The sequence below is a fragment of the Streptomyces sp. CB01580 genome (assembly GCF_001905795.1).
Lineage (GTDB): Bacteria > Actinomycetota > Actinomycetes > Streptomycetales > Streptomycetaceae > Streptomyces.
Genome location: NZ_LIXJ01000001.1, coordinates 269,769 through 295,860, shown reverse-complemented (window position 1 = coordinate 295,860; position 26,092 = coordinate 269,769). Strand labels below are relative to the sequence as shown.

Sequence of the window (26,092 nt, the reverse complement as noted above, 5' to 3'; positions counted from 1 at the left end):
CACCCACTCCTTCCCAGGAGGACCGTCGTGCCCGTCCCGTCCCGTCCCGGCTCCCGCCGCCCGTCCGCCGGGCGGCGCGAGTCGAGTCAGCGGGCGGTCAGTCCCTGCGCCGCCAGCTGACGGGCCTCCGCCGCTTCGATGCGTGCCGCCTGCGGCTCCGTGAGGACGTCGCACACCCAGTCCCAGTGCAGCGCCACCAGATCCCCGGGACCGAGCCCCGGGACCAGTGAACGGCCCCCTGTGGACCAGCGTACGGACTCCCGGAGCGGAGCCCCGTGGACCAGACGGCCGCCCGTCCAGAGCAGCGGCCGGGACTCGACCTCGGCCCGCTCGCCGCCGACCGAACGGACCACGCCCGTGCGGATGCGGCACCGGTCGAGGACGGACAGCGCCGTCGGATGGCTCGAGGCCACCAGGAGACGCGTCCAGGGGTACACCTCGAAGACCTGGAAGCTGTGGTGGGCGCGGGCACGGCCGGACGCGTCCTGCCATGTGCCTCCCCCCTGGCCGCGGAAGCGTTCGCGCAACCGGGCCAGCAGGACGGCGGGATCGGTGCGTTCCAGGAGCTCGTTGCCGATCCAGTACGCCTCGACCACCCGCTCGTCCAGGGGATCGGGGAGCCCGGCCGCCTCGGCGAGCAGTTCCAGGTAGCACCAGGCGCCCTCGAACCGGCGGGCGTGACGCTCGACGACCGCGGTGTCCTCGGGACGGAGCAGGGCGGAGGCGTCGGCGGGGCCGCAGTAGCCGAGCTCGTTGGGCGGGTAGGCGTACCGGGCGAACAGGGCGGCGCCGTGCGCGCTCACTCAGCAGATCCTCGGGAGCTGCTCGCCGACCGGCAGGCCGACCACCCGGGACCCGCCGAGGCCCGTCCTGGCCACCACCATGCCGGGATGGTCGGCCACGCACGTGCCGATCCGGCGGGCCGCGCGGCCCAGGGGGTGCGACGTGAGGGCCGACAGCACGGCGTCGGCGGACTCGGCGGGCACAAAGGCGATCAGCTTGCCCTCGTTCGCCACCTGGAGCGGGTCGAGTCCCAGCAGGCCGCACGCGTCACGCACCGCGTCCGGCACGGGCAGCTCGCGCTCGACCAGTTCGACGCCGACGTCCGAGGCGCGGGCGATCTCGTTGAGCGAGGCCGCCACCCCGCCGCGCGTGGGATCGCGCAGCACGCGTACGTCGGCCCCGGTGGCGAGCATCGCGGCGACCAGGCCGTGCAGGGGCGCGGTGTCGCTCTCCACCGCCGTACCGAACTCCAGGCCCTCCCGGCAGCTCATCACCGCGATGCCGTGCACCCCGATGTCGCCGCTGATCAGTACGGCGTCCCCCGGGCGCGCCCGACCCGGACCGATGTCGACGCCGTCGGGGATCACGCCGATCCCCGAGGTGGTGACGTAGACCCCGTCGCCGCTGCCGCGGTCGACGACCTTGGTGTCGCCGGTGACCAGCCGGACCCCGGCCGCCTCGGCCGCCGAGCCCATGTCGCGCGCGATCCGTCCGACGTCGGTCAGGGCGGTGCCCTCCTGGAGGATGAACGCGCAGGACAGGAACAGCGGCACGGCGCCCGACATCGCCAGGTCGTTGACCGTTCCGTTCACCGCGAGGTCTCCGGTGGAACCGCCGGGGAAGAACATCGGCTTCACCACGAACGAGTCGGTGGAGAAGGCCAGCCGTGTGCCGTCGCCGACGGTCAGCACCGCGGAGTCGCCCATCCCGGAGACGGCCGCCGCGCCATAGGACGGGAGGAACAGGTGCTCGATCAGTTCGGCGGACATCGCCCCGCCGCCGCCGTGGCCCATCACGACCACGGGGGTCTCACGCAGCGGGGCCGGGCAGACCCACCCCTCGAAGTCGAGGCCGGTGTCCGGGGCAGGGGCGGGGGAGTGCTTCGTCGTCTCGGTCATTTCGCGTCGACCAGCTCCAGTCGGCGGTACGCGTAGTAGGCGGAGCAGGCGCCCTCGGAGGACACCATCGTGGCGCCCAGCGGATTCCTCGGGGTGCACTCCTTGCCGAACGCCTGGCACGCGTGCGGTTTGATCAGCCCCTGGAGCACCTCGCCCGACCGGCACAGCGACGACTCCGACGTACGGATCGCCGCCACGTCGAACCGGCGTTCGGCGTCGAACTCGGCGTACTTCTCCGCCAGTCGCCAGCCGCTGTCGGGGATCATGCCGATGCCGCGCCACGTCCGGTCCGTGACCTCGAAGACGTCCCGCAGCATCTCCATGGCGGGGAGGTTCCCCGAGGCGGGCACGGCGCGGGGGTAGGCGTTCTCCACCTCGTGACGGCCCTCCTCCAGCTGGAGCACCACCCTGCGGATGCCTTCGAGGATGTCGAGCGGTTCGAAGCCGGTGACCACGATGGGGACCCGGTACTTCTCGGCCAGCGAAGGGTACTGCGAGGTACCCATCACGCTGCACACGTGCCCGGCGGCCAGGAACGCCTGCACCCGGCAGTCGGGGGACTCCATCACGGCCGCCACCGCGGGCGGCACGAGGACGTGCGAGACGAGCAGCGAGAAATTGCGGACGCCCAGCCGCTGCGCCTGATGCACCGTCATGGCGTTGGCGGGGGCGGTGGTCTCGAAGCCGATGCCGAAGAAGACGACCTCCCGGTCGGGGTTCTCCCGGGCCAGTCCCAGTGCGTCGAGCGGGGAGTACACGACGCGTACGTCACCGCCCGCGCTCTTCACCGAGAACAGGTCCCGGCCGCTGCCCGGTACCCGCAGCATGTCGCCGAACGAGCAGAAGACGACCTCCGGCCGGGCTGCGATGGCCAGCGCCCGGTCGATGATCTCCAGCGGCGTCACGCACACGGGGCAGCCGGGACCGTGGATCATCTCCACGCAGTCGGGCAGCAGTTGGTCGATGCCGTGCCGGATGATCGAATGGGTCTGGCCACCGCAGACCTCCATCATCACCGCGGGCCGGGTGGCGCTCGCGTGGATCTGGTCGAGCAGTCGCTCGGCCAGCCGGGGATCGCTGAACTCGTCCAGGTACTTCACCGGTCGGTTCCTTCCTTCGGGGACTGCTGTGCGGCGGCCGCTTCGAGGCCGTCGCCGAACTCCTCCTCCAGGAGCCCGAGCCGCTCGAAGTCGGCCAGGGTCGCCCGGGCGGAGATCTCGTCGAGCCGCTGGATCGCGAAGCCGACGTGCACGATGACGTACTCGCCGCTCACCGCGTCGGGGACGTACTGGAGACAGACCTCCTTGCGTACGCCGCCGAAGTCGACCTCCGCCATCGGGACGCCGTCGACCTCGGCGGTATGGAGCACACGCCCCGGTACTGCCAGACACATGGTGTCTTCCTTCTCTGCGGGTCATGGATGGGATTCGCTCGTGGACATCAGCGGGACGACGCCGCGACCAGTAGTTGCCCGAAGGCGAGTCCGCCGTCGTTGGGCGGCAGCAGGCGCGGGCGCAGGACGATGAAGTCCCGTGCCGACAGGGCGGTCCGGGTCGCCTCCAGGAGAACGGCGTTCTGGAAGACGCCACCGCCCAGCGCCACCACACCGATCCCGGTCCGCTTCCGGCACAGCTCGGCGAGACGGGTGACGAGAAGGGCCACGGCCGTATGGAAACGGGCTGCGACCACCTCCGCGGGCACGCCCGCCCGGACGTCGGACACCACCGCGCGGATCACCGGACCGGGGTCCGCGAGCAGCGGTTCGCCGTCCCCCGGCACGGACCGTGTGCCGAAGGCGTAGGCGTGCCCGGCCGGCTCGGGCGATGCCGCCCGTGCCAGCCCTTCCAGCGCCATCGCCGCCTCGGCCTCGTACGCCACCTCGTGCCGCACGTCGGCCAGCGAGGCCACGGCGTCGAACAGCCGGCCCATGCCGGAGGTCGGGACACAGCCGAGGCCCGTCGTCAACTGGTGGGCCAGTACCCCGCGTTCGTCCTGCGGGCAGGTCGCGACCGAAGGAATCCCCTCGTCCCAGGGGACACCCGCGGCGTGCAGGTGGGCGAGCGCCATCCGGTACGGGCGCAGCACGCTCGCGTCGCCCCCGGCCAGGGGCACGTACGCCAGGTGCGCCGCCCGCCGGTAGGACGCGTACCCGGCGATCAGCACCTCGCCGCCCCACATCGCCCCGTCGGTGCCGTGGCCGGTGCCGTCGAAGGCGAAGCCGATGACCTCGTCCTCGGGGCCGAGGCCGTGCTCGCCCATCACGGACGCGATGTGCGCGTGATGGTGCTGCACGGTGTGCACGGAACGGGCCCCGGCGCGGGTGCGGGCCCAGGCACCGCTGCGGTAGCCGGGGTGCCGGTCGGCGGCGAACCGCTCGGCCTCGACGCCGGTCAGCAGCGCGAGATGGTCGGCCGTGCGGGACAGGGCATCGATCGTCGAGAGGTCGTCCATGTCCCCGATGTGCTGGCTGACCCAGGCGTGGGAGCCCTCGCCCAGCGCGCAGGTGTTCTTGAGGTCGGCGCCCGCGGCCAGCAGCGGCGGCACCTCGAAGGGGAGGGGGAGGGGGAGCGGCGCGTATCCGCGCGATCGACGCACCGGCAGTTCGGCACCCGCGACGAAGCGGCTGACCGAGTCGTCGCACGGCACCCGGATCGGCCGGTCATGTCGCAGCCAGGCGTCGACCAGCGGGGCGAGTTCGGTCAGTGCCTTCGCGTCGTCCGTGACGATCGGCTCGCCGGAGCGGTTGCCGGACGTCATCACCAGTGCGTCGGGGCCGGGGGCGTCGCCGTCGAGGCCGAGGAGCAGGACGTGCAGGGGGGTGTACGGAAGCATGATGCCGAGGTCCGGGCTGCCCGGGGCCACGGCGTCCGCGACTCCGACGGCGCCCGCGCGCGAGCGGCGGGGAAGCAGCACGATGGGCTTCACGGCCCCGCTGAGCAGGCGCTTCTCGTCCTCGGTCGTGGTCACCAGTTCCTCGGCCACGTCGAGGTCGGCGACCATGACGGCGAAGGGCTTGCCGCCCCGGCGTTTGCGGCGGCGCAGCCGGTCGACCGCCGCCTCGTCACGGGCGTCGCAGGCGAGGTGGTAGCCGCCGATTCCCTTGACCGCGACGATCCGCCCCGCGGCGAGCAACTCCCGGGCGCGGCGCAGCGCTTCGTCGCGGTGCAGCGGTGACCGGCCGTCCTTCTGGACCAGTTCGAGCCGCGGACCGCAGGCGTGGCAGGAGATCGGCTGGGCGTGGAAGCGGCGGTCGCGCGGGTCGTCGTACTCCGCGCGGCAGGTCTCGCACATCGCGAAGTCCGCCATGGTGGTGGCCGCCCGGTCGTAGGGCAGGCCGGTGACGATCGTGAACCGCGGACCGCAGTGGGTGCAGGTGATGAAGGGGTGACGGTGACGGCGGTCGTCCGGGTCGCGCAGTTCGGTCAGGCAGTCCCGGCAGGTCGCGGTGTCGGGGGAGACCAGGGTGCGGGCCCGGCCGGTGGCGTCGGAGTCCGCGATGGTGAACCCGTCGCCCCCGCGGAGCGGCCGTTCGGTCTCCGTCACGGACTCCACCATGGCGAGCGGCGGCGGTCCGGTACGCAGCCGGTGCCCGAACTCCGCGACCGCGTCGGCGTCCCCCTCCACCTCGGCGACCACCCCGTCGCCGGTGTTGGCCACCGAGCCGACGAGGCCGAGGCCGGTGGCGGTGGCGTGGACGAACGGGCGGAAGCCCACGCCCTGCACCACGCCGCGCACCTCGAAACGGCGGCGGACCCGCTCCTGGCGGCGGTCCGCCTCGCCGTCGTCCCGCGGGCCGCTGCCCATCAGTTCCAGCCCCGACAGCGCGGCTGCCGCCTGGGTCTCGTCGATGACCTGCGTGGCGAAGCCCATGTGGAGCAGCACCCAGTCGTCGCTGGCCGGCGGCGCTTCGAGCATGCCGATGTTGACGCGGCGTCGGGCCCCTTCCACGTCGACCAGGGCGAGCTGGCCCGCGAATCCCTCGACGATCTCCACGACGCGTCCGGGAATGCCGAGACACATGATCAGGACCTCCGGAGCGGGTCGGGCGCGGTGGCCGGTTCCTGGCCGGGCGCGGTCGCGGACAGCCGATGGACCAGCGCCCGCACGGTTTCCACCGCCCGGGGGACGGCCGCGGCGACGGCCTCGCTGAGACCGATGCCCTCGTCGACGTCGGCGGGCATGCAGCCCACGACGTGAGTCAGCGGAAGCGTACCGCCTAGTTGGTCCAGATTTGCCAGCACTGCAACCGGATTCATGCCATGTGCGTCGAATTCACCGGATCCGAGATCGTCCGGTCCGACCTCCAGAACCGTCAGCTCACCAGGCGCTCCGCCGCCGGGACAGGCGTCGACCAGCACCAGCGCGTCGTATCCGTCGAGCAGGTCGTACGCGAGGTGCATCCCCCGGATGCCGTAGTCGACGACCCGGACGCCGGCCGGGAGCGGCCTGCCGCAGGAGTCGGCGGCGAGCCGGCGCACGACCTCCGGGCCGAAGCCGTCGTCGCCGAGGAAGAGGTTGCCGACGCCGGCCACGAGCACTCCTGCGGACACGTCAGAACCCCTCCCCGGCGCGTGACGCACTCACATGGAGCGCATTCTGAGATACCTGCGGATGTCGGGGATCGACCGCACGCCGACGACGACGGCGACCACGGCGAGCGTGGCGACCACCCCCGTGGTGACCAGTCCGAGCGATTTCACGATGGGTTCTCCTTTGGGGACTCCGATGGACCGGGGACGCCCCTTCCGGGACCGCCGACGGGCAGCGGCTCCAGTTCGTCGGGGGCGAAGTAGAAGGAGCGGCCATACCATTCGTGCAGGTCGGCCGCCGGGTCGTCGACGAGGACGAGGGCCACGTGCGTGCGTTCGTCGACATCGCGCAGCACAGCCGTCACCCGCGCCACCCGACCGGCGAAGAACAGGTCCTGGGCGTCGGCGCGGCGGGCCGGACGCACCCGCACGAGGCTGTCCCTGGCGACGCGCACCCCGTCGATCACGACAGTCTCGGACCCCGGCGGCGCGCCGGCGTCGTCCGTTCGATCCCACCACGGCGCGCCGCCGCCCGCAGGACCGTCCGGCACGGTCTCCGGCCTCCTCCCGAACCGGTTTGCGACGGGCACCTCCCGGCACGCCGCCGGGGTGTCGGGAGACCGGATCAGGCCGTGCAGCTGCCGGAGGTCCTCCGGCGCCATCGCGTCGCAGCGGTCCACGATCTCGCGGGCCCGCGGATCGGTGGCCCGGGCCTCGGCCTTCTCCTCGTCCGTCATCGTCATGATCCGGAGCGTCAGGATCTCGTCGATCTCGGTCGAGTCGAACAGGGCGCCCGGGCTCTGCTCGGCGATCTCCGGATGGTCGTAGAGAATGATCGGCGCGCCGAGCACCGTGTCCGTGGAGCCCTTCGGCCCCGCCAGGACCGGCCAGCACCGCCGCTGCTCGCACCGCGACACCGCGGCGGCCGCCTCGTCCGGCGGCTCGCGCAGGGAGACGAACTCCGCGCCGTGCGGGGCCCGCAGCAGCAGGTGCGTGCCGAGCAGCGAGGCACGGACCGCGGACTCCTTGTCGGCGGCCGTCATGGAGTGCTCGTTGTCCACCGACACCGACAGCCGCAGGAATCCGTCGTCCTCCGTCGTACGGGTGCGGACCCTGGCCAGCAGTGGCTCGCGACGGCGAACGATCCGACCCACCGTCACTCCCCGTGCGTCCGTGATCGGTTCGCACTCCTCGCCGCCGGGCACGGAGCAGAGCCGATCGGTCGAGCCGCTCAACGGTACCGGCCCCGGGTCCACCTCCCGCTCCACCGCCTCGTCCCAGCTGAGGAACGCCACGCCGTCCACGGTGAGTTCATCGACGTCGGTGTGGCCGCCGTCCGCCTCCCGCCTGCGCACCTGACGCACCTGGTGCTGGAGGAAGCGCAGCCGGACCGTCACGTCGCCCGCGGGCGGCGGGCCGGGCGGGACGGACAGCAGACACTCCATCGCCATGCCCGGATCCTCGGCGAAGCTCGCGGGCGCAGCCAAGGGCGGCCCGAGCACACCGAACTGCCAGCGGGACCGGTTCTTGTGGGAGCCGGCGCGGTACGGGTACAGCAGATAGCCCTCGTACAGCACCGCGTCGGCGATCCGGCGCACCGGATCGTGATCCGCCGGAGCCGTGGGATTCGTCCGGGTCACTGGACCACCTCGTCGAGGTCATCGGCGGCGCCGCCGCCCGCTTGCGACAACAACGTGCGAACCGTCTCGTCCCAGCTGATCAGCCCGCGCCGCTCCCGGAATCGGGCGAAGTCGGCGAGGACGTCGTGATCCAGCCTGATCCAGCCGGAGTGCGGGAAGTGGGACGCGATCACCTGACGCCACACGTCGACCGGCAGGTGATAGCGCGCCTCGCAGTCCCAGGGAACCTGCCGTACACCGAATCCGGCGCGGCCTCCTCCCGAGGTGAAGACGGTGCCCGAGAAGAGCAGACCGAGCGGCACCGCCCCGTCCCCGAGCGCGTGCAGATATCGCGAGCCCACGACGTCGAAGTCGTAGCTGCACGGCAGCGCGAGGTCGGTCTCGGTGGAACCGGTGAACCCCTGCACCGTTGTGTCGCACCGCATCCACAGGAACGGGCGCAGCGTGCTCGACCACCGCTCCCGCCCGCCGAACAGGCCCTGGAGCGCGTCCTGTTCGGCCCGGTCGTAGGGGCGGCGCTGCGGTTCGATGCGGACCTGGCAGCGCAGCACGATCGCGTGGATCCGCTCGCCCGTGCCGTCCTCGATCCTCAGCCGTGCCGTCAGCTGCGGCGCCGCCGTGTACGGCTCGGCGACGATGTCGCGAACCGAGAACGCCAGTCCGCCGGACGCGGGCCCGTTCACGAGGGACCACCCCTGCCCGCGGGCCCGTTCACGAGGGACCACCCCTGCCCGCGGGCCCGGAGGCCGTCCTGTCCGTGCTCACCGGCCTGCTGCGGGCGTCGACCCGTTCGAAGAACGCGTCGAGCGCGACGTGCGCCTCCCGGCCGCCGTCGAATCCCCGCCACAACGTGCGCAGCCGGCCGGCCAGTTCGTAACAGGCGTCGATCGGCACCAGGTGGCACGAGGACACGCCCTCACGACCACCCCCGTCGTTCCGGCGGACGAGGAGCGCCTCGACGTCGGGACGCACCGTCGACAACGCGGGGTCGGCCTCCACCAGTGCCGCCCAGGAGTCCAGCGGCAGTTCGGACTCCGTCGCCCCGGCCGGGCCGGGATAGAAGGCGACGGTGCGGTCCCGTGTCGAGTCGCGGAACAGGAAGGCCAGGCCCACCGGGATCCGCAACGCGTCCCACGCCCGCGCGTCCGGCGAGAGTCCCTCGAAGCGCAGATACCGGTCGGGGACCGCGCGATAGCGCTGCCGCGCCCCCTCGTCCGTGAACAGCAGATGGCAGGACCGGCAGCAGCACATCAGGGAGCGGCTCTCCAGGTCCACCACGTGCCGGTGCTCCTCCGCGGCCGGAGCCGCGCACATCTCGCAGCGCTCGCCGGTGACCGGCTCGGGACGGTCACGGCCGATCCGGAGCAGCACCGCGGCCGGGGATCCGGAACGGCCCCTGGGCGCGCTCACGGGGCGGCCACGGGTGCGGACGGCACGGCGACCGAGGCGGAGGCCCCGTCCACCAGCAGGGGCAACGGGTCCAGGTGTGCCCCGTCGGCGTCCGCGTCGAGGCAGGCGCCTGCCCGCCGGACGTCGTAGTGGGCACGGCAGGTGGCACAGCGCAGGACTCCGTCGTCCGGACCGCCGCCCAGGCGCCGGGCCAGCGTCGCGCCCTCCATGGGCCGCTCGCACCGGGCACACCGGTCGTGGAACGCGAACAGGTCGGTGCCGATCCGGCAGGCGATCAAGGGGAATCCGCCGGTGCTGAGCCGTTCGACCTCGCCGGAGCCCAGCGCGACCAGGGCCGGGACCGGTTCCCAGACCGCGCCGGCGTCCTCGCCGCTGCCGTCCGGCGGCCCCGCCTCGCGCAGCCGGGAGTACAGCGAGTCCACCGCCACCAACGGCCCCGGAGCCGCGGTGGTCCCCGTGCTGCCGCTCGCGGGTTCGACCTCGATCATGGTGATCTCCGGTGCCGCCGCCTCGACCGCGCCGCGCACGGCGAGCGCGAGCGTGGCGGAGGACGACGGGCAGCCGTCGCAGGTGCCCAGCAGCCGCAGCCGTACGGCACCGTCGTCCGTGACCCCGAGCAGTTCCACATCGCCGCCGTGCGAGCCGAGATACGGACGCACGCTCGCCAGCGCGCTCTCGACCCGGTCCTCCACACCGTAGGGGTGCAGCCCGTGCACCAGGAGCATGCCGGCCACCAGGTCGTCGGCGGCGAGGGCGGCCAGGAGCGGGTCGTCCAGCCGGCCGTGCGCGTGGACCAGGTCGAGGAGCCGTTCGAGTCCGGCGCCGTAGAAGTCGGTCACGAGCCGGACCAGTTCCTCGCCGCGTTCACGGGCCGCGGTCCCTCCCGCCGCACAGGCGGTGAGCAGGCTCTCGATGCGCTCGCCGGTCGTCCGCCAGGGCTCGGAGGCCGGGGGAGGGGACGTCTGCGGCTCCGCCACGTCACTCACTGCCCGCGGACTGGGTGGGGGAGTGCAGCAGCTCCAGCTTCTTGCCCTGGCCGAGGTACATGTGCACGCCGCACGGCAGACAGGGGTCGAAACTGCGCACCGTGCGCATGATGTCGATGCCCTTGAAGTTCTCCCGGTCGTTCTCCTCGAAGATCGGCTGGCCCTGCACCGCGTCCTCGTAGGGCCCGGGCGTCCCGAACGTGTCGCGCGGACTCGCGTTCCACGGGGTCGGCGGGTACGGGTGGTAGTTGGCGATCTTGCCGTCCCTGATCACCATGTGGTGCGACAGCACTCCGCGCACGGCCTCGGTGAAGCCGCAGCCGATGCCCTCCTCCGGCACCTCGAACTTCTCCCACGTCCGGGTCCGGCCGGCCCGGATCTCCGTGAGCGCCTTCTCCGCGAAGTGCAGCGCGCAGGCGGCGGCGTACGCCTGGAAGTAGGTGCGCGCCCGGTTGCGTTCGATGGTGTTGCTCCATCGCGGGATGTGCCACTCCAGCTCGACCGGGCCCTTGAGCGCGGTCTTCGGGAGGTTGATCTTCACACTGCTGCCGGTGGCCCGGACGTATCCGATGTCGACGAGGCCCGCGAGGGCGGTGACCCAGAGCCGGGCCAGGGGACCGCCGCCGGTGTCGAGCGCGAGGTAGTCCTTGCCGTCGAACCAGCGCGGCGACATGACCCAGCTGTACTTGCCGTCCAGATCGCGCTTCTGGGGCTGCGGGTTGGTGTGCTGGTTCCAGGGGTGGCGCCGGTCGACCGGATTGCCGAGCGGGTCGTTCGTCACGAACATCTCCTGCTCCTCCCAGTCCCGGTAGTACGAGGAGCCGAGCAGGATGCGGATGCCGAGGTTGATCTTCACCAGGTCGGTGGTGACGAGCTTCCCGTCGACGACGACACCGGGGGTCACGTACATCTTCCGGCCCCAGGAAGTCATGTCCCCGTACGAGAAGTTGCAGTGCTCCGGGTCCTGGAACGAGCCCCAGCAGCCGAGCATGACACGGCGGTTGCCCACCTGCTCGTACCCCGGCAGGGCCTCGTAGAAGAAGTCGAAGAGGTCGTCGTGCATGGGCACGACCTTCTTCATGAACTCCACGTACCGCTGGAGCCGGGTCATGTAGTCCGTCATCAGCTGGACGGTCGCGACCGTGCCCACACCGCCCGGGTAGAGCGTGGACGGATGGACGTGACGCCCCTCCATCAGGCAGAACATCTCACGGGTCATCCGGCTGACCTGGAGGGCCTCGCGGTAGAACTCACCGGTGAAGGGGTTCAGCGAGCGCATGATGTCGCCGATGGTCCGGTACCCGTGGTCCCCAGCGTGCGGGGAAGGCGTGCGGTTGGCCTGTTCGAGCACGCCGGGATTGGTCTCGGCGACCATCTTCTCGCAGTAGTCGACCCCGACCAGGTTCTCCTGGAAGATGTTGTGATCGAACATGTACTCGGCGGCCTCGCCGAGATTCACGATCCACTCGCCGAGGTGCGGCGGCTTCACCCCGTACGCCATGTTCTGCGTGTAGCAGGAACACGTGGCGTGGTTGTCGCCGCAGATTCCGCAGATCCGACTCGTGATGAAGTGGGCGTCGCGCGGGTCCTTGCCCTTCATGAAGACCGAATAGCCGCGGAAGATCGAGCTGGTGCTGTGGCACTCGGCAACGATCTTCTGCTTGAAGTCGATCTTCGTGTAGATGCCCAGACTTCCGACGATCCGGGTGATGGGATCCCACGCCATCTCCACCAGTTCGTCCTTGCCCTGGCTGATCGCCGTCATGGGGCCGCCTCTTCTTCCGTGTCGGTGCGTTTCCGGCCGGGCCGGTTCATGGATACGCGGTCACCAGGTGCGCGTGGCCCCGGTCGTCAGTTTTTTGCCGCGCTTGCGCCACTTGGGTTCGCGGTCGAGCGTGTGCGTGGTGATGCCCCGCAGTCGCCGCATCGTCGTGCCGTACGGCTTCACCGCATTCGACGAGAGCCGGGCTCCCGGCGGCTCGTCCATGAACGGCATGAATTTGTCGGGGAATCCCGGCATGGTGCAGCCGATGCAGATTCCACCGACATTGGGGCAGCCGCCGATGCCGTTCATCCAGCCCCGCTTGGGCACATTGCATTTCACGGCGGGGCCCCAGCAGCCGAGTTTCACGATGCATTCGGGTGAGCCGTATTCCGTCGTGAAATCGCCCTGCTCGTAGTAGCCGGCCCGGTCGCATCCCTCGTGCACCGTGCTGCTGAACAGCCAGACCGGGCGCAGCGCCTCGTCGAGGGGGATCATGGGGGCCTGGTCGGTGGCCATGTAGAGCAGGTAGGTGAGCGTCTCCGAGAGGTTGTCCGGCTGGATGGGGCAACCCGGGACGCACACGATCGGCACCCCGGCCCGGGACTTCCAGTCCCAGCCCAGGTAGTCCGGCACCCCCATCGCGCCGGTCGGATTGCCCGCCATGGCGTGGATCCCGCCGTACGTGGCGCAGGTGCCGGCCGCCACGATCGCGGTGGCCTTGGGGGCCAGCCGGTCGAGCCATTCACTGGTGGTCACGGGCTGACCGGTGTCCGGGTCGTTGCCGAAGCCGCACCAGTACCCCTCGTCGTGCAGCCGCTCGTTGGGGATCGACCCCTCGACCACCAGGACGAACGGGTCCAGTTCGCCGCGATCGGCCTTGAAGAACCACTCCATGAAGTCGTCGGCGCCCCCGTGCGGCCCGCTCTCGAAGTCGATGAGTGGCCAGTGCACCGCGATCTGCGGCAGCCCGGGCAGTGCGCCGAGCGCGATCTCCTCGATGCTGGGCTGCGTGGCGGCGGTCAGGGCGACGGAATCCCCGTCACAACTCAGCCCCGCGTTGATCCACAGCACATGGATGAGAGTGTTCTCCGCTTTTATCGCTGCTTCTGTCGGCATGGCCCGCTGCCTTCCGGTCTCGAACCGCTTGCTGTCGGACGTGAGGAATGAGGTGTCGGACGTGGGGATGGTGCTGCCACCTGTGGTGAATGCGGCGTCACGCGAATTGTTACCATCTAGGATCAGCCGTGATCTCCTGTCAACATAAGATTCTCCGGCGGGGAATCGCTTTCCTCTCGGTGGTCGCGTCCACGTGAGTGAATTCCGGAGAGTGAGGCAGAGTGAGGCGCTGATGCATGAATTGTCAATCACTCAGGGCATCGTCGAAGCGGTGTGCGAGCGCGCCGACGGAAGGCCGGTACGGGCAGTCAGGGTGCGGGTGGGGATACTGACCGCCGTGGTGCCCGAAGCGATGCGGTTCTGTTTCGACCTGACGACCGCGGGAACGGCCGCGGAGGACGCGCTCCTGGAGATCGATCACGTGCCCGGAAGGGCGCACTGCCGGGCGTGTGAGACCGACTTCCTCCTGAACGATCTTGTATTGCTGTGTCCGTGCGGCAGTTCCGACGTGGACGTCACGTCGGGCCGGGAGTTGCAGATCGTCTCTATGAGAGTGGGCTGACGGCATGTGCGGTACTTGCGGTTGTGCGGACGGTGGCGGCGAGGGCGGCGGAGGTACCCGGATCACCGGATTCACCCGACCGCACGCGCACCCGAACGGCGGGCACGCTCAGGGCGGTCATGACGGCCACGGTCATGACCACGAGGCACACGGCCATGACGGCCACGACCACGGCCATGACCACGGCGGGCACGGCCACGGCCACGTCGGGCACGGCCACGACCTCGCGCGGGGACCCGCGCCGCTCACTCCGTCGGCCGCCGCCCACGGGGCGACCGGGGGAGGCGGGACCACCACGCCCGACGGGGAGACCGTCACGCTCGAAGAGAGGGTGCTCGCCAAGAACGAGAAACTGGCCGCGCGGAACCGTGGCTGGCTCGCCGAACGGGACATCGTGGCAGTGAACATGATGAGCTCGCCCGGTGCGGGCAAGACCACCCTCCTCGAACGCACCGTCAGGGAGCTGACCGGTCGGGGCCGTTCGGTCGCGGTGATCGAGGGGGACCAGGAGACGACGCTCGACGCGGAGCGCATCGGGGGCGCGGGCGGTGACGTCGTACAGATCAACACCGGTGCGGGCTGTCACCTCGACGCGGAGATGACGCGGGACGCGCTCACGGCCCTCGCCCCGCGGCCCGGATCGCTGGTCCTCGTCGAGAACGTGGGCAACCTGGTCTGTCCCGCACTCTTCGACCTCGGGGAGGACGGCCGGGTCGTGATCATCTCGGTCACGGAGGGTACGGACAAGCCGATCAAGTACCCCCATATGTTCGCGGTCGCGGACCTCTTGATCATCAACAAGATCGACCTGCTCCCGTACGTCGACTTCGACCCCGACCAGTGCGAGAAGTACGCCACGTCCGTCAACCCGGGCCTGCGGGTGCTCAGGGTCTCGGCGACCACGGGAGAGGGGGTGCCGGACTGGTACGACTGGCTGGACGAGCGGCATCGTCGGGCAGTGCGCTGACCCGGCCTCGGTCGGACCCCGCTCCCGCGGTGGCCCGTTCTCATGAGTCTCGAAGCGAGGCGGACGGGCGCTCCGCGATCTCCGAGACCGGGGCGGTGGACGAAGCCGACGGCCGGGCGGCGGAAGGCGGACGGGACGGCCGACGCTGCCGCCGCGGAGGGTCGGCTGTACGGGGTGCTCGGTGGGGCGGGGCGTGGACGGCACCGGGGTCGCCGTGCGAACCCACCCCTTGAGCCGGTCCTTTCCCGGGGTGGCGCGAAGTCCCCTGCCGTGCAGGCTGGTTGTGGCAAGGCATCGGCAGAGCGCGGTCCCGTGACGAGCGGGACACGCTCGGGCAACGGACGCTTCTTCAACTCTTGACACCAGCCCCTTGGAGGCAGGAACCTTCCGACATCGGGTGTGGGAGCGCTCCCACGCCCGGCGCTCCCCACGCCGTGCAGTCCCCGTGCCGTGCGGTCCGCGCACCATGTGCTCCCCACGCCGTGTGGTCTGCGCACCACGTGATCCCCGCATGAACGGCTCGTCCGCGTTCTTCCCGTACCCCCTTGTGCGCCCGGCACCACGCCCGCACCCGTCGGCGCACAGACACTCGCACCGTCACGCGTACGCGTCCTGCACATCGCCCGTACGTCCGAGCACGCATCGCACGCACACCGGGAGGCGCACCCCGGAACGCACGCCTGGCGCCACCTGTATGACGACCCCTCAGTCGTCCTCACGCCCCAGAGCAAGGAGTAGCGGAATGCGCATCACCCGTACCGCCGTGGGCCGGAGCCGCAGGGCCGCGGTTCTCGTCACCACGGGGCTGACGGCCCCGGCCCTGCTGCTGACCGGTTGCGGCAGCGGCTCGGACTCATCGGGCAGCAAGGGTCCCGACGAGAACGGGAACGTCACACTGATCGTCGCCGACTACGGACAGTTCGGCTACAAGGAGGCCGGGCTCTTCGAGAAGTACCACGAGCTGCACCCGAACATCACGGTCAAGGAGGACGTCACCACCGACGAGAAGGTCTACTACCCGAAACTCCCGCAGCAGTTGAACGCGGGCAGCGGCCTCGCCGACGTCCAGGGCATAGAGGTCGGCCGCATCAAGGAGATCGTGGACACCCAGGCGGACGCCTTCGTCGATCTCGGCGATGCGATCGACGTCGGTGACTGGGTCTCCTGGAAGGAGAAACAGGCCACCACGCCCGACGGCGCCGTGATCGGGGCGGGCACCGACATCGGGCCGATGTCCCTCTGCTACAACACCGAACTCTTCGGGAAGGCCGGCCTGCCGACCGACCGGGCGAAGGTCGCCGAGCGGGTCGCCGGCGGCTGGAAGGACTACCTCCAACTTGGGGAGGAGTACCGGAAGAAGGCACCCGAGGGCACATTCTTCATGGACTCCGCGAGCGCCATGTTCAACGCCGTGGTGAGTTCCAGCGCGGAGCAGTACTACGACGAGGGCGGCAAGCCGGTCTACAAGGACAGCCCCAGTGTCGAGCAGGGCTGGAACCTCGCCGCCGAGGCCGCGTCGAAGAAACTCACCCAGGGGCTCGCCCAGTTCAGCGACCCGTGGGTCGCCGCCCTGCGCAAGGGCACCGTCGCCACCGTCGCCTGCCCCGCGTGGATGGCCGGGCAGATCTCGGCCAACGCCGGTGAGGCCAACAAGGGCAGGTGGGACATCACCACCGCGCCCGGTTCGACCGCCGCCAACTGGGGCGGCTCCTTCCTCGCCGTTCCCAAGCAGGGCAAGAACATCGACGAGGCCACCGAGCTGGTGAAGTGGCTGACCGCCCCCGAACAGCAGGCCGCCGTCTTCAAGGCCATCGGTGTCTTCCCGTCCAACGCGCGCGCGTACGAACTGCCCGAGGTGAAGGACGCCCGGCTCCCGTACTTCAACGACGCGCCCATCGGCCGGATCTACGCCGACGAGGCCAAGTCGATCCCCGAGGCGGTGCTCGGCCCGAAGGACGGCGTCATCAAGGACACCATCTCCACCCAGATCAACAACATGGAGCAGCGCGGCACGGGTCCCGACGACGCATGGAAGGCGGCGACCGACGCCATCGACAAGGCACTCGGCTGACGTCGTCGACAAGGCGCTCGGCCGACCGTGCCGGGTCGCATCGGGGCACCACATCGCCGTGACGCGCCGACCCGGCACGCGGCGACACGACATCGGAACACCGCAGCAACGCAGGGAAGGACTCCCGCCCGTGGCCACCTCGACTCCCCACCGGAACGCGTACGCCCCGCCCCCGGGCGGCCCCCGGCGGACCGCCGCGGACCCGGTCCCGCGACCGTCCTGGCGGAGCCGGCTGTGGCGATTCGACGACAAGGCTTCGCCGTACGCCTACATCGCCCCGTTCTTCCTCGTCTTCGGCGCCTTCGGGCTCTACCCGCTGCTGTACACCGGGTGGATCGCCCTGCACCGGGTGGAGATGACCGGCCTGGACCGGATGGAGTGGGTCGGCTGGGACAACTTCGACCGGATCCTGCACGATCCGGAGTTCTGGACGGCCGTCGGCAACACGTTCCTGATCGGCGTCATGTCGACGGTGCCGCAACTGCTGGTCGCGCTCGGGCTGGCCCATCTGCTGAACTACCGGCTGCGCGCCAGCGCGTTCTGGCGCACGATCGTGCTCACCCCGTACGCCACATCGGTTGCCTCCGCCGCACTCGTCTTCGCCCTGGTCTTCCGGGCCGACGGCGGGCTGCTGAACTGGCTGCTGCACTTCGTCGGCCTCGGCGACACCAACTGGGCCAATGGTCACTGGACCTCGAAGATCGCCATCTCGATCATCGTGATCTGGCGCTGGACCGGCTACAACGCGCTGATCTACCTGGCCGCCATGCAGGCCGTGCCCACCGACCTGTACGAGGCCGCCGCGCTGGACGGCGCCTCGCGCTGGCAGCAGTTCCGCAAGGTGACCATCCCCTCGTTGCGGCCGACGATCCTCTTCACGATCGTCGTCTCGACCATCGGTTCCATGCAACTGTTCGGGGAGCCACTGCTGTTGGAGGGTGGCAGGCTCGGGGCGACCGGCGGCAACGAGAATCAGTACGAGACCCTGAGCGTCTATCTCTACAACTACGGCTGGAACCTGGGGCATCTCGGCCCGGCCGCCGCAGTGGCCTGGGCGATGCTCGCCCTCCTGCTGATCATTGCCGCGGTCAACTGGCTCGTCGGCCGCTTCGTACGCACATCCGCGGTCTGACCGGGAGCGATTTCCATGACCATGTCCACGTCCTCGATCACGTCCACGACCGGAAGCGATGCCGCCCCGGCCAAGGGCCCGGCCCTCCGGGACAGGGCACGGACGGCCGGGCGGCGCCCGATGCGCTTGCGGCCCGGTGCGGGCGAACAACTCCGCGGCGGCCCGTTCGCCTACGTCGCGCTGGTGCTCGTCGGCATCGGCTCGCTGCTGCCGCTCTACTGGACACTGGTGGCCGCGTCCCACACCCAGGACGAAGTGCTCGCCACCACACCGCCGTTGCTGCCCGGCGGGAGGCTGCCGCACAACCTCGAAGCGGCCTGGACCCAGGCGAACCTCGGCAAGGCGATCGTCAACAGCGTCGTCGTCGCCGGCTGCGTCACGGCGGCGACGCTCTTCTTCTGCACACTCGCCGGGTACGCCTTCGCCAAGATGCGCTTCCGGGGCCGCGGCGCACTGATGACCGCGGTCGTAGCCACGCTCACCATCCCGCCCCAACTCGGCGTGGTGCCCCTGTTCATGGTGATGTCCGGCCTCGGCTGGGGCGGCAGGCTGGAGTCGGTGATCTTCCCGACCCTGGTGAGCGCCTTCGGTGTCTTCTTCATGCGCCAGTACCTGAGCGAGGCGCTGCCCTACGAACTCGTCGAGGCGGCCAAGGTCGACGGCGCGAACAACTTCCGCATCGTGCGCAGTGTGGTGCTCCCGGTGGCCCGCCCCGCGATGATGGTGCTGGGCATGCTCACCTTCGTGCAGGCGTGGAACGACTTCTTCTGGCCCTACCTCGCCCTCAATCAGCAGAATCCCACACTCCAGGTGGCCCTCGGCCGACTGAGCGCCTCCTACACGCCGGACCAGAGCATTGTGATGGCTGGTGCGTTGATCAGCACACTGCCGCTGCTCGTGGTCTTCGTGATCTTCGGCAAGCGGATCGTCGGAGGCATCATGTCCGGCGCGGTCAAGGGGTGATGGAGCGTCATATGGGCGTCGGTGAGGGCCGGTCGGCCCGTCGGCCACCCGCCGCTCCCTCTGACCGACCTCCCGGGCCCGACCCCGTACCCACCTCGTGACTCCATCGTGAAGCCGCGCCCCGAGATCCCGCGCCGAAGTCACACCCCCGAAGTCCCACCTCGAAGCCCCACCCGATCCGGGCCCATGCGATCCGGGCCCTGCTCGCGCAGGGGCACCACCACCCCCCGTCCGACCAATTCTGGGAGCGCTCCCTATGCCTGTCGCACGCCCCGGCACCGGCCCGAAGCAGGCCGCCGAGACCCAGCAGTTCCCGCCCGGTTTCCTCTGGGGGGCGGCCACCTCGGCCTACCAGGTCGAGGGCGCCGTCGCCGAGGGCGGTCGTACCCCGTCCATCTGGGACACCTTCAGCCACACCCCCGGCAGGGTCCTTGACGGGGACACCGGTGACATCGCCGTGGATCACTACCACCGCTACCGGGACGACGTGGCCCTCATGAAGCGGCTCGGTCTGACGGCCTACCGCTTTTCCGTCTCCTGGTCCCGGGTACAGCCCACCGGCCGCGGCCCGGCCGTGGAGCGCGGGCTGGACTTCTACCGCGCGCTCGTCGACGAACTGCTCGAAGCGGGCATCACGCCTGTCGCCACCCTGTACCACTGGGACCTGCCCCAGGAACTGGAGGACGCGGGCGGCTGGCCCCGGCGGGCGACCGCCGAGCGTTTCGCCGACTACGCCGCCCTCGTGGTCCGCGTCCTCGGCGACCGCGTCCCCACCTGGACCACCCTGAACGAGCCGTGGTGCTCGGCCTTCCTCGGCTACGGCTCGGGCGTGCACGCCCCTGGGCGCACCGAACCGGCCGCCGCCCTGAGTGCCGCACACCACCTCAACCTCGCGCACGGCCGCGCGGTCGATGTGCTGCGCGAACACCTCCCCGCCACCGCGCGGACCTCGGTCTCCCTCAACCTCCACCAGGTCCGCCCGCTGACCGGCAGCGCGGCCGACGCGGACGCCGCCCGCCGGATCGACGCGGTGGGCAACCGGATCTTCACCGGCCCGATGCTGCACGGGGCGTACCCCGAGGACCTGATCGCGGACACCGCGCACCTGGTGGACTGGTCGGCGCTCGTCCGCGACGGTGACCTGCCCGTCATCTCCCGCCCCGTCGACGTCCTCGGCGTCAACTACTACACGCCGACCGTGGTCTCCACGCCCGCCGACGGTCGCGGCGACGCGCGCGACGACGGACACGGCCACAGCGACCACTCCCCGTGGCCCGGCTCCGAGCACATCGCCTTCCACCTCGCCGACGGCCCGCGCACCGCGATGAACTGGGCGATCGACCCGGACGGGCTGTACCGCCTGCTCCTCGACGTCGCCCGGGACCACCCCGGGCTGCCGCTGATGGTCACCGAGAACGGCGCCGCCTTCGACGACCACGTCTCGCCCGAGGGCCGGGTCGACGACCCCGAGCGCATCGCCTACCTGCACGATCACCTCGACGCGGTGCGACGCGCCGCCGCCGACGGCGCGGACGTCCGGGGCTACTTCCTGTGGTCCCTGATGGACAACTTCGAGTGGGCGTACGGGTACCGGAAGCGGTTCGGCACCATCCACGTCGACTACGCCACCCAGCGCCGCGTCCCCAAGGCGAGCGCCCACTGGTACGCCGACGTCATCCGCCACCACTCCCTGCCGCCGCGCCCCGACGCCGACTGACCGCTGCCGCACCGGTGGGCGGGACCCGGTAGGCCGCGCCGGGCTCTCGTCCATTAGCGCGAACCGGCGCGAACCGGCGCGGACCGTCCGGCCTAGGCACGCGGAACCAGCACACCCGCACCCACTGCGGCCGCCCGGTGCAGCGACGTCCGTCTCCGCCGTTCCCGCCTCGTTCCGGCCGGACTTGGACCGGTCATCACGGCTGTGAGAAATTGACCGCGAACGGGAGGCAGCCATGGCGGCAGCGCGAGTACGGAGCGGCGGGCGGCCCACGCTCGAAGAGGTCGCGGCGCGGGCGGGGGTGGGGCGTGGCACGGTCTCACGGGTCATCAACGGCTCCCCGCGGGTCAGCGCACGCACCCGGGAGGCCGTCGAGGCGGCCGTCGCCGAGCTGGGCTACGTACCCAACCGCGCCGCTCGCGCACTCGCCGGGAACCGCACCGACGCCATCGCGCTCGTCGTGCCCGAGCCGGAGGCCCGGTTCTTCACCGAGCCGTACTTCTCCGACATCGTGCGCGGGGTCGGAGCGGCGCTCGCCGACACCGACATGCAACTGCTGCTCACCTTCGTCGGCAACGACCGCGAGCGTCGGCGGCTGGCCCAGTACCTGACCGCGCACCGGGTCGACGGCGTGCTGCTGGTCTCCGTCCATGCCGACGACCCGCTGCCGGATCTGCTGGAGCAGCTCGGCATGCCCGCCGTGACCAGTGGCCCCCGGTCCGCCGCGGAACCGCTCGCCTCGGTCGACTCGGACAACTTCGCGGGCGCCCGCGCCGCCGTCGGCCATCTGGTCGCACGAGGGCGTCGCACCATCGCCACGATCACCGGCCGACTGGACGTCTACGGGGCCCGGCGGCGTCTCGACGGTTACCACGAGGCGGTCGGCGCGGCCGGTCTCGCCCCCGACGAGGATCTGGTCGCCGCGGCGGACTTCACCGAGGAAGGCGGTGCCCGCGCCATGCGCGCGCTGCTCGCCCGGCGCCCCGGCGTCGACGCGGTGTTCGCCGCCTCCGACGTCATGGCCGCGGGCGCCCGTCAGGTGCTGCGCGAGGCCGGGCGGCGCATCCCGGACGACGTGGCCCTCGTCGGCTTCGACGACTCGGCGGTGGCGCGCCACATGGACCCGGCGCTCACCAGCGTGCGCCAGCCGATCGAGGAGATGGGCCGCACCATGGCCCGTGTACTGCTCCAGGAGGTCGCCGGCGGCAGCCCGGAGCGTCCGCACGTCGTGCTCCCCACCGAACTGATCGTCCGCGACTCCTCCTGAGTTCCCGCGGAGCCTCACGGCACCGTCGGCCCGGCGGGCGGACGTCAGGGGGAGTGAGAGGAACTCTGCCCCTGTTGTCGGCGGGCGAGCCGATGTGGCAAACCTGGAGGAGCCGACGGCCGGGACCCCGGCACTTCGGCCGACGATTCGCGAAGGGCTGGACGCATGGGAGACAGAGGCCCCCTCGCCGCAGACGACGGGGACGGAGCGGGATCCGGCCCGGCCGTCGCGGCAGACCCGCCGGTCATCATGAGCGACGAGCCCGGCTCGTTCGCCCGGGGTGTCCTTGCCGAGCGCCACCCTGCCATCATCCGGCAGGTACGAGCGGCCTTCCCGTACGAGCGCCGGCAGCACGAGGCCCTCGATGCCTTGCTGGACGAGATCACCGGTGGCGTCGTGGAGCCGCTCGGCCCCGAGGACCACGACCGCGAGCAGTGGGCGGAGTGGGGGCGAGGGCACTTCGGGCGCTCCTGGTACGACGTGCCCTTCCTGTGGGCCGAGAGCTACTTCTACCGGAGGCTCCTCGGCGCGGTCGGATACTTCGGCCCCGGGGCGTGGCAGGGAGTCGACCCTTTCGCGCCGTTCAAGCGGGCCGAACTGCGGGGCGAGGCGGTGGAGGAGGAACTGTGGGCCCTGGACGCGCTCGCGGACGCGCCGGCCGACGAGAGGGCCACGGCCCTGCTCCGCGCCTCGCTCTGGGGCAACCGCGCGGATCTCGGCTTCCGCGTCTCGGCGGGGGAGCCGACGGCCGGTGCGGCCGCCGCGTCCGATCTGGTCGCCGACGACAGCGCGTCGCTGTGGCAGCTCCTGCCCGCCGGAGGGTCTTCGACCACCGCCGTGGTGGCGGACAACGCGGGGCGCGAGCTGATCCCGGACCTGATCCTCGTCGACCACCTTCTCGAACACCGGCATGCCGAGCGGGTCGTGCTTCACGTCAAGCCCTACCCGTACTACGTGTCCGACGCGATGACGGCGGACGTGGTCGACTGCCTCCGACGGCTCACCGAGGCGCCGGGCGAAGCCGGCCGGATCGGCGGCCGACTGTGGAGGGCCATGGCGACGGGAGGTCTGGAGGTTCGCACCGACCCGTTCTTCTGTGCCCCTTTGCCGTACGACGAGATGCCCGAAGACCTCCGGAAGCAGTTCGCGGACGTCACGCTCACCATCCTCAAGGGCGACCTCAACTACCGCCGCCTGGTGGGCGATCGGCTGTGGGACGCCACCATGCCCTTCCCCGCCCGTACCGCGCACTTCCCGGGGGCCGTCGCGGCCTTGCGCACACTGAAGTCCGACGTGATCGTCGGTCTCGATCAGGCGACCTCGGACACCCTTGAGCGCTCCGGCGCCGCGTGGCGTACGAGCGGCACGCACGCGCTGGTTCAGGTGCGCGGGTAACCGCTGTTCTCGCGACATCGGGGTGGCCGATGCGCTGGTGCACGAAGTCACCCCGGCCGGCGCCGTGCAACGCAGGCCCCGGGACCTGCGTTGAGCCGATCCCCGTGACGGCACAGCGGGATCGCCCGCCCGAGCAGAGTGAGGACAGCCCGTGCGAGGGGCGCACCCCGGAGAGCCGAGCCCCCGCCGATGACGCAGCACGGCCCGGAGCGTCGGTCACCCCATCGGGCCAGTCGTGCCGGTCCGCTCGCGCCGACACTCGACCGGCGGGACGGCCCCCGCGCGCGGCGACCGCCCGCACCGCGCGGTGGGGCGCGGACGGTGCTGGGCCCCGTCGTCGAACTGCCACCTGCCGTGCGAAGCCTGCCACCTCCCCAGGTCTCGGCCTTGCCCGGCCAGGGGAGACCCCATGGCTCGCGGTGTTGTCGGAGGCGTCCCCGTACGTCCCGTACGAGAACGATCCTCCGCCTCCCGATCGCACGCACCGGACGCCGCACGGCCCGGCCTCCGGCCGACCGGCGGCACTTCGACGACAGGGCCCGGGAGTCCTTCGCCCGGAGTACTCCGGCAACGCGCCCCCGGGTCGTCTGAGGCAGCCTGATGACGCCCGGCACGTGCCGTCGGTTTCGGGGAGACCGCAGGGCCGGGCCGGGAGGACGACGGTGAAGAGGCCGGTCCGAGGCACACCGGAGGGTACGGATGGTCACGAGACGCAGGGTTGTCCAGGCGGCGGCCGGAGGAATGGCCGCGCTCCTTCCAGTCGGTACCGCTCGTCCGAAGCTGTGGACGGCGTCCCGAGGGAACGTCCTCGACCCTCGGAAGGTGGGCAAGTACGTCGAGCCTCTCGTCGTCCCGCCCGCCATGCCTTCGATGCGTGGCGCCCTCGGTGCTCCGGTCGAGAACTACGTCATCGGCGTGCGGCAGTTCCGGCAGCAGGTGCTGCCACCCGGTCTGCCCGCGACAACAGTGTGGGGATACGGCTCCACCGGGCATCCGGACACCTTCCACTACCCCGCTTTCACCATCGAGGCCCGGTCGGGAACGCCCGTGCGCGTGAGGTGGCAGAACCAGTTGCGGAGTCGTGACGGCCGGTACCTGCCGCATCTGCTGCCGATCGACCCCACGCTGCACTGGGCGAACCCTCCGGGTGGACTCCGGGGCCGGGACGCGAGTCCCGTGTTTCGCTCGACGCCCGGACCGTACACCGGCCCCGTGCCGATCGTGACGCATCTCCACGGCGGGCTGAACACCGAGGAGAGCGATGGCTACACCGAGGCCTGGTACCTTCCCGACGCACTCGACGTTCCTGCGGGGTACGCCGAGGTCGGCTCCTTCTACGAGGAGTTCAGGGGAAAGTTCGAAGACCGGTTCGGCGAGGTCTGGAACCGGGGCGAAGCCGTGTTCCAGTACGCCAATGAGGAGAGGGCCTCGACGTTCTGGTTCCACGATCACGCCCTGGGCGTCACACGCCTGAACGTCTACGCCGGGCTGGCCGGGTTCTACCTCCTGCGAGGGGGCCCCGCCGACCTTCCCGAAGGGGTGCTGCCCGGCCCCGCGCCCCGGCCCGGGGACCCACCCTGGCGGAAGTACTACGAGATCCCCGTCGTCGTCCAGGACCGCTCGTTCCATGCCGACGGCAGTCTCCACTACCCGGCCGGGCGCCGCGATTTCGACGGGTTCGGCGGACCCTACATCCCGGGCAGCGACATTCCCCCGATCTGGAATCCGGAGCTCTTCGGCAACACGATGGTGACCAACGGCAGAACCTGGCCTTTCCTCCGCGTCGAGCCCCGTCGGTACCGTTTCCGGATCCTCAACGGGTGCAACTCGCGGTACCTGATCCTGAAGATCACCACCCACGCGCTCGCCCACAGGCCCGCGCATGCCGCACTTCCGTTCTGGCAGATCGGCAGCGAAGGCGGCTTCCTCCCGGCACCCGTCCAGCTCGACCAGCTGCTCATCGCTCCCGCCGAACGCGCCGACGTCATTGTCGACTTCACGTCCCTCACGGCCGGGACGGAGCTGTACCTCATCAACGAGGGGCCCGACAAGGCGTTCCAGGGCGGGAAGGCGGGGACCGATTTCTCCCCCGCGGACCCGGCCACCACCGGGCAGATCATGAAGTTCGTGACGGGGACACTCACGGCGCCGGACAAGACCGTGCCTCCCGGCCGGCTGTCGCTTCCGCCGTTCGAGCCGCTGGGGGAGGCGAGCCGTGTCCGGCGGCTCTCCCTCAGCGAGCAGAACTCCGCCTCGCTGCCGCACATCGGTCCCCGGCAGATGCTGCTCGGCACCCTGGACCGAAAAGGCGCCGCCGTGCCGATGCACTGGGACGACCCCGTCACGGAGAACCCGGCGCTGGGGGCGACCGAGGTATGGGAGATCCACAACTTCACGAAGGACGCCCACCCGATCCATGTCCACGAGGTGCAGTTCCAGGTTCTCGGCCGACAGACGGCCGGCCGCCCCGCACAACCCGCCGAAGCGTGGGAGAGCGGCCTCAAGGACACGGTGGTCGCCTACCCAGGCGTCACGAGGCTGAAAGCGACGTTCGACCGGCCGGGCCGGTACGCCTGGCACTGCCACATGCTCGAACACGAGGACAACGAGATGATGCGCCCCTACACGATCGGGTGATGGCGGTGGCTCCGCTGCACTCCGATGCCTTCGC

At 70.9% G+C, this 26,092-nt stretch carries 22 protein-coding genes; 9 read left to right on the top strand and 13 right to left on the bottom strand.

Annotated elements, in window-relative coordinates:
- Positions 1 to 86 precede the first annotated feature (86 nt).
- Genes AMK22_RS01025 through AMK22_RS00970 form a run of 13 tightly spaced genes read right to left on the bottom strand, consistent with a single transcriptional unit; the run spans position 87 to position 13,347 of the window.
- Positions 87 to 803, bottom strand: coding sequence for a DUF6390 family protein (locus AMK22_RS01025; RefSeq protein WP_073781267.1), 717 nt, complete (start codon positions 801 to 803; stop codon positions 87 to 89).
- Complete coding sequence (gene hypE, locus AMK22_RS01020) at positions 804 to 1,901, bottom strand: hydrogenase expression/formation protein HypE (RefSeq protein WP_073781266.1); 1,098 nt, start codon at positions 1,899 to 1,901, stop codon at positions 804 to 806. It abuts the gene before it with no gap.
- Complete coding sequence (gene hypD / locus AMK22_RS01015; RefSeq protein WP_073781265.1) at positions 1,898 to 3,001, bottom strand: hydrogenase formation protein HypD; 1,104 nt, start codon at positions 2,999 to 3,001, stop codon at positions 1,898 to 1,900. The genes hypE and hypD overlap by 4 nt, the downstream gene beginning before the upstream one ends.
- Positions 2,998 to 3,294, bottom strand: coding sequence for a HypC/HybG/HupF family hydrogenase formation chaperone (locus tag AMK22_RS01010; protein WP_073781264.1), 297 nt, complete (start codon positions 3,292 to 3,294; stop codon positions 2,998 to 3,000). Before AMK22_RS01010 ends, hypD begins: the two co-directional genes overlap by 4 nt.
- Before the next feature lie 47 nt (positions 3,295 to 3,341).
- Positions 3,342 to 5,921 carry a carbamoyltransferase HypF gene (gene hypF, locus AMK22_RS01005; RefSeq protein WP_073781263.1) on the bottom strand — a complete coding sequence of 860 codons (2,580 nt, stop codon included), beginning with the start codon at positions 5,919 to 5,921 and terminating at the stop codon, positions 3,342 to 3,344.
- A gap of 2 nt (positions 5,922 to 5,923) precedes the next feature.
- On the bottom strand, positions 5,924 to 6,451 hold the full coding sequence (locus tag AMK22_RS01000) for a hydrogenase maturation protease (protein ID WP_073781262.1): 528 nt from the start codon (positions 6,449 to 6,451) through the stop codon (positions 5,924 to 5,926).
- A 30-nt stretch (positions 6,452 to 6,481) separates the two neighbouring features.
- Positions 6,482 to 6,601, bottom strand: a complete 120-nt coding sequence (locus AMK22_RS42210; protein WP_384412561.1) for a DUF6893 family small protein — start codon at positions 6,599 to 6,601, stop codon at positions 6,482 to 6,484.
- Positions 6,598 to 8,070: a hypothetical protein gene (locus AMK22_RS00995; protein WP_073781261.1), complete on the bottom strand. Its 1,473-nt coding sequence runs from the start codon at positions 8,068 to 8,070 to the stop codon at positions 6,598 to 6,600. The genes AMK22_RS42210 and AMK22_RS00995 overlap by 4 nt, the downstream gene beginning before the upstream one ends.
- Positions 8,067 to 8,753 carry a DUF6084 family protein gene (locus AMK22_RS00990; RefSeq protein WP_242433782.1) on the bottom strand — a complete coding sequence of 229 codons (687 nt, stop codon included), beginning with the start codon at positions 8,751 to 8,753 and terminating at the stop codon, positions 8,067 to 8,069. The genes AMK22_RS00995 and AMK22_RS00990 overlap by 4 nt, the downstream gene beginning before the upstream one ends.
- A 28-nt stretch (positions 8,754 to 8,781) precedes the next feature.
- Positions 8,782 to 9,480, bottom strand: coding sequence for a DUF5947 family protein (locus tag AMK22_RS00985; protein WP_073781260.1), 699 nt, complete (start codon positions 9,478 to 9,480; stop codon positions 8,782 to 8,784).
- Positions 9,477 to 10,457: a NifU family protein gene (locus AMK22_RS00980; protein ID WP_199883089.1), complete on the bottom strand. Its 981-nt coding sequence runs from the start codon at positions 10,455 to 10,457 to the stop codon at positions 9,477 to 9,479. The genes AMK22_RS00985 and AMK22_RS00980 overlap by 4 nt, the downstream gene beginning before the upstream one ends.
- 1 nt (position 10,458) lies before the next feature.
- Positions 10,459 to 12,231, bottom strand: a complete 1,773-nt coding sequence (locus tag AMK22_RS00975) for a nickel-dependent hydrogenase large subunit (protein ID WP_073781258.1) — start codon at positions 12,229 to 12,231, stop codon at positions 10,459 to 10,461.
- Between the two features lie 60 nt (positions 12,232 to 12,291).
- Entirely contained in the window at positions 12,292 to 13,347 is a 1,056-nt protein-coding gene (locus tag AMK22_RS00970; RefSeq protein ID WP_073781257.1) for a hydrogenase expression protein HypE, read from the bottom strand.
- A 193-nt stretch (positions 13,348 to 13,540) separates the two neighbouring features.
- Between AMK22_RS00970 and AMK22_RS00965 the strand changes: the two genes are divergently transcribed.
- The 9 genes from AMK22_RS00965 to AMK22_RS00925 all read left to right on the top strand — a co-directional run bounded on the left by AMK22_RS00965 (position 13,541) and on the right by AMK22_RS00925 (position 26,058).
- On the top strand, positions 13,541 to 13,909 hold the full coding sequence (locus AMK22_RS00965; RefSeq protein WP_199883088.1) for a hydrogenase maturation nickel metallochaperone HypA/HybF: 369 nt from the start codon (positions 13,541 to 13,543) through the stop codon (positions 13,907 to 13,909).
- A 4-nt stretch (positions 13,910 to 13,913) separates the two neighbouring features.
- Positions 13,914 to 14,876, top strand: a complete 963-nt coding sequence (hypB, locus tag AMK22_RS00960) for a hydrogenase nickel incorporation protein HypB (RefSeq protein ID WP_073781256.1) — start codon at positions 13,914 to 13,916, stop codon at positions 14,874 to 14,876.
- 742 nt (positions 14,877 to 15,618) lie between these two features.
- Positions 15,619 to 16,947 carry an ABC transporter substrate-binding protein gene (locus AMK22_RS00955; protein WP_073781255.1) on the top strand — a complete coding sequence of 443 codons (1,329 nt, stop codon included), beginning with the start codon at positions 15,619 to 15,621 and terminating at the stop codon, positions 16,945 to 16,947.
- Positions 16,948 to 17,077: 130 nt separating this feature from the next.
- Positions 17,078 to 18,079, top strand: coding sequence for a carbohydrate ABC transporter permease (locus AMK22_RS00950; RefSeq protein WP_073781254.1), 1,002 nt, complete (start codon positions 17,078 to 17,080; stop codon positions 18,077 to 18,079).
- Between the two features lie 21 nt (positions 18,080 to 18,100).
- Entirely contained in the window at positions 18,101 to 19,042 is a 942-nt protein-coding gene (locus tag AMK22_RS00945; protein WP_073781524.1) for a carbohydrate ABC transporter permease, read from the top strand.
- 256 nt (positions 19,043 to 19,298) lie between these two features.
- Positions 19,299 to 20,759: a GH1 family beta-glucosidase gene (locus tag AMK22_RS00940; RefSeq protein ID WP_073781253.1), complete on the top strand. Its 1,461-nt coding sequence runs from the start codon at positions 19,299 to 19,301 to the stop codon at positions 20,757 to 20,759.
- 235 nt (positions 20,760 to 20,994) lie between these two features.
- Entirely contained in the window at positions 20,995 to 22,026 is a 1,032-nt protein-coding gene (locus tag AMK22_RS00935; RefSeq protein WP_073781252.1) for a LacI family DNA-binding transcriptional regulator, read from the top strand.
- Between the two features lie 165 nt (positions 22,027 to 22,191).
- The gene (locus tag AMK22_RS00930) at positions 22,192 to 23,421 is read left to right on the top strand and encodes a damage-control phosphatase ARMT1 family protein (RefSeq protein WP_073781251.1); all 1,230 of its coding nucleotides are present in this window, start codon (positions 22,192 to 22,194) and stop codon (positions 23,419 to 23,421) included.
- Positions 23,422 to 24,243: 822 nt separating this feature from the next.
- Positions 24,244 to 26,058 carry a multicopper oxidase family protein gene (locus tag AMK22_RS00925; RefSeq protein ID WP_199883087.1) on the top strand — a complete coding sequence of 605 codons (1,815 nt, stop codon included), beginning with the start codon at positions 24,244 to 24,246 and terminating at the stop codon, positions 26,056 to 26,058.
- Positions 26,059 to 26,092 lie beyond the last annotated feature (34 nt).

Excerpts from the sequence above, each read along its gene's own strand:
- AMK22_RS00935 (WP_073781252.1), top strand. The coding sequence starts at position 20,995 with ATGGCGGCAGCGCGAGTACGGAGCGGCGGGCGGCCCACGCTCGAAGAG.
- AMK22_RS00945 (WP_073781524.1), top strand. The coding sequence starts at position 18,101 with ATGTCCACGTCCTCGATCACGTCCACGACCGGAAGCGATGCCGCCCCG.
- AMK22_RS00970 (WP_073781257.1), bottom strand. The coding sequence starts at position 13,347 with ATGCCGACAGAAGCAGCGATAAAAGCGGAGAACACTCTCATCCATGTG.
- AMK22_RS00955 (WP_073781255.1), top strand. The coding sequence starts at position 15,619 with ATGCGCATCACCCGTACCGCCGTGGGCCGGAGCCGCAGGGCCGCGGTT.
- AMK22_RS00940 (WP_073781253.1), top strand. The coding sequence starts at position 19,299 with ATGCCTGTCGCACGCCCCGGCACCGGCCCGAAGCAGGCCGCCGAGACC.
- hypB (WP_073781256.1), top strand. The coding sequence starts at position 13,914 with ATGTGCGGTACTTGCGGTTGTGCGGACGGTGGCGGCGAGGGCGGCGGA.
- AMK22_RS00930 (WP_073781251.1), top strand. The coding sequence starts at position 22,192 with ATGGGAGACAGAGGCCCCCTCGCCGCAGACGACGGGGACGGAGCGGGA.
- AMK22_RS00975 (WP_073781258.1), bottom strand. The coding sequence starts at position 12,231 with ATGACGGCGATCAGCCAGGGCAAGGACGAACTGGTGGAGATGGCGTGG.
- hypE (WP_073781266.1), bottom strand. The coding sequence starts at position 1,901 with ATGACCGAGACGACGAAGCACTCCCCCGCCCCTGCCCCGGACACCGGC.
- AMK22_RS01010 (WP_073781264.1), bottom strand. The coding sequence starts at position 3,294 with ATGTGTCTGGCAGTACCGGGGCGTGTGCTCCATACCGCCGAGGTCGAC.
- hypF (WP_073781263.1), bottom strand. The coding sequence starts at position 5,921 with ATGTGTCTCGGCATTCCCGGACGCGTCGTGGAGATCGTCGAGGGATTC.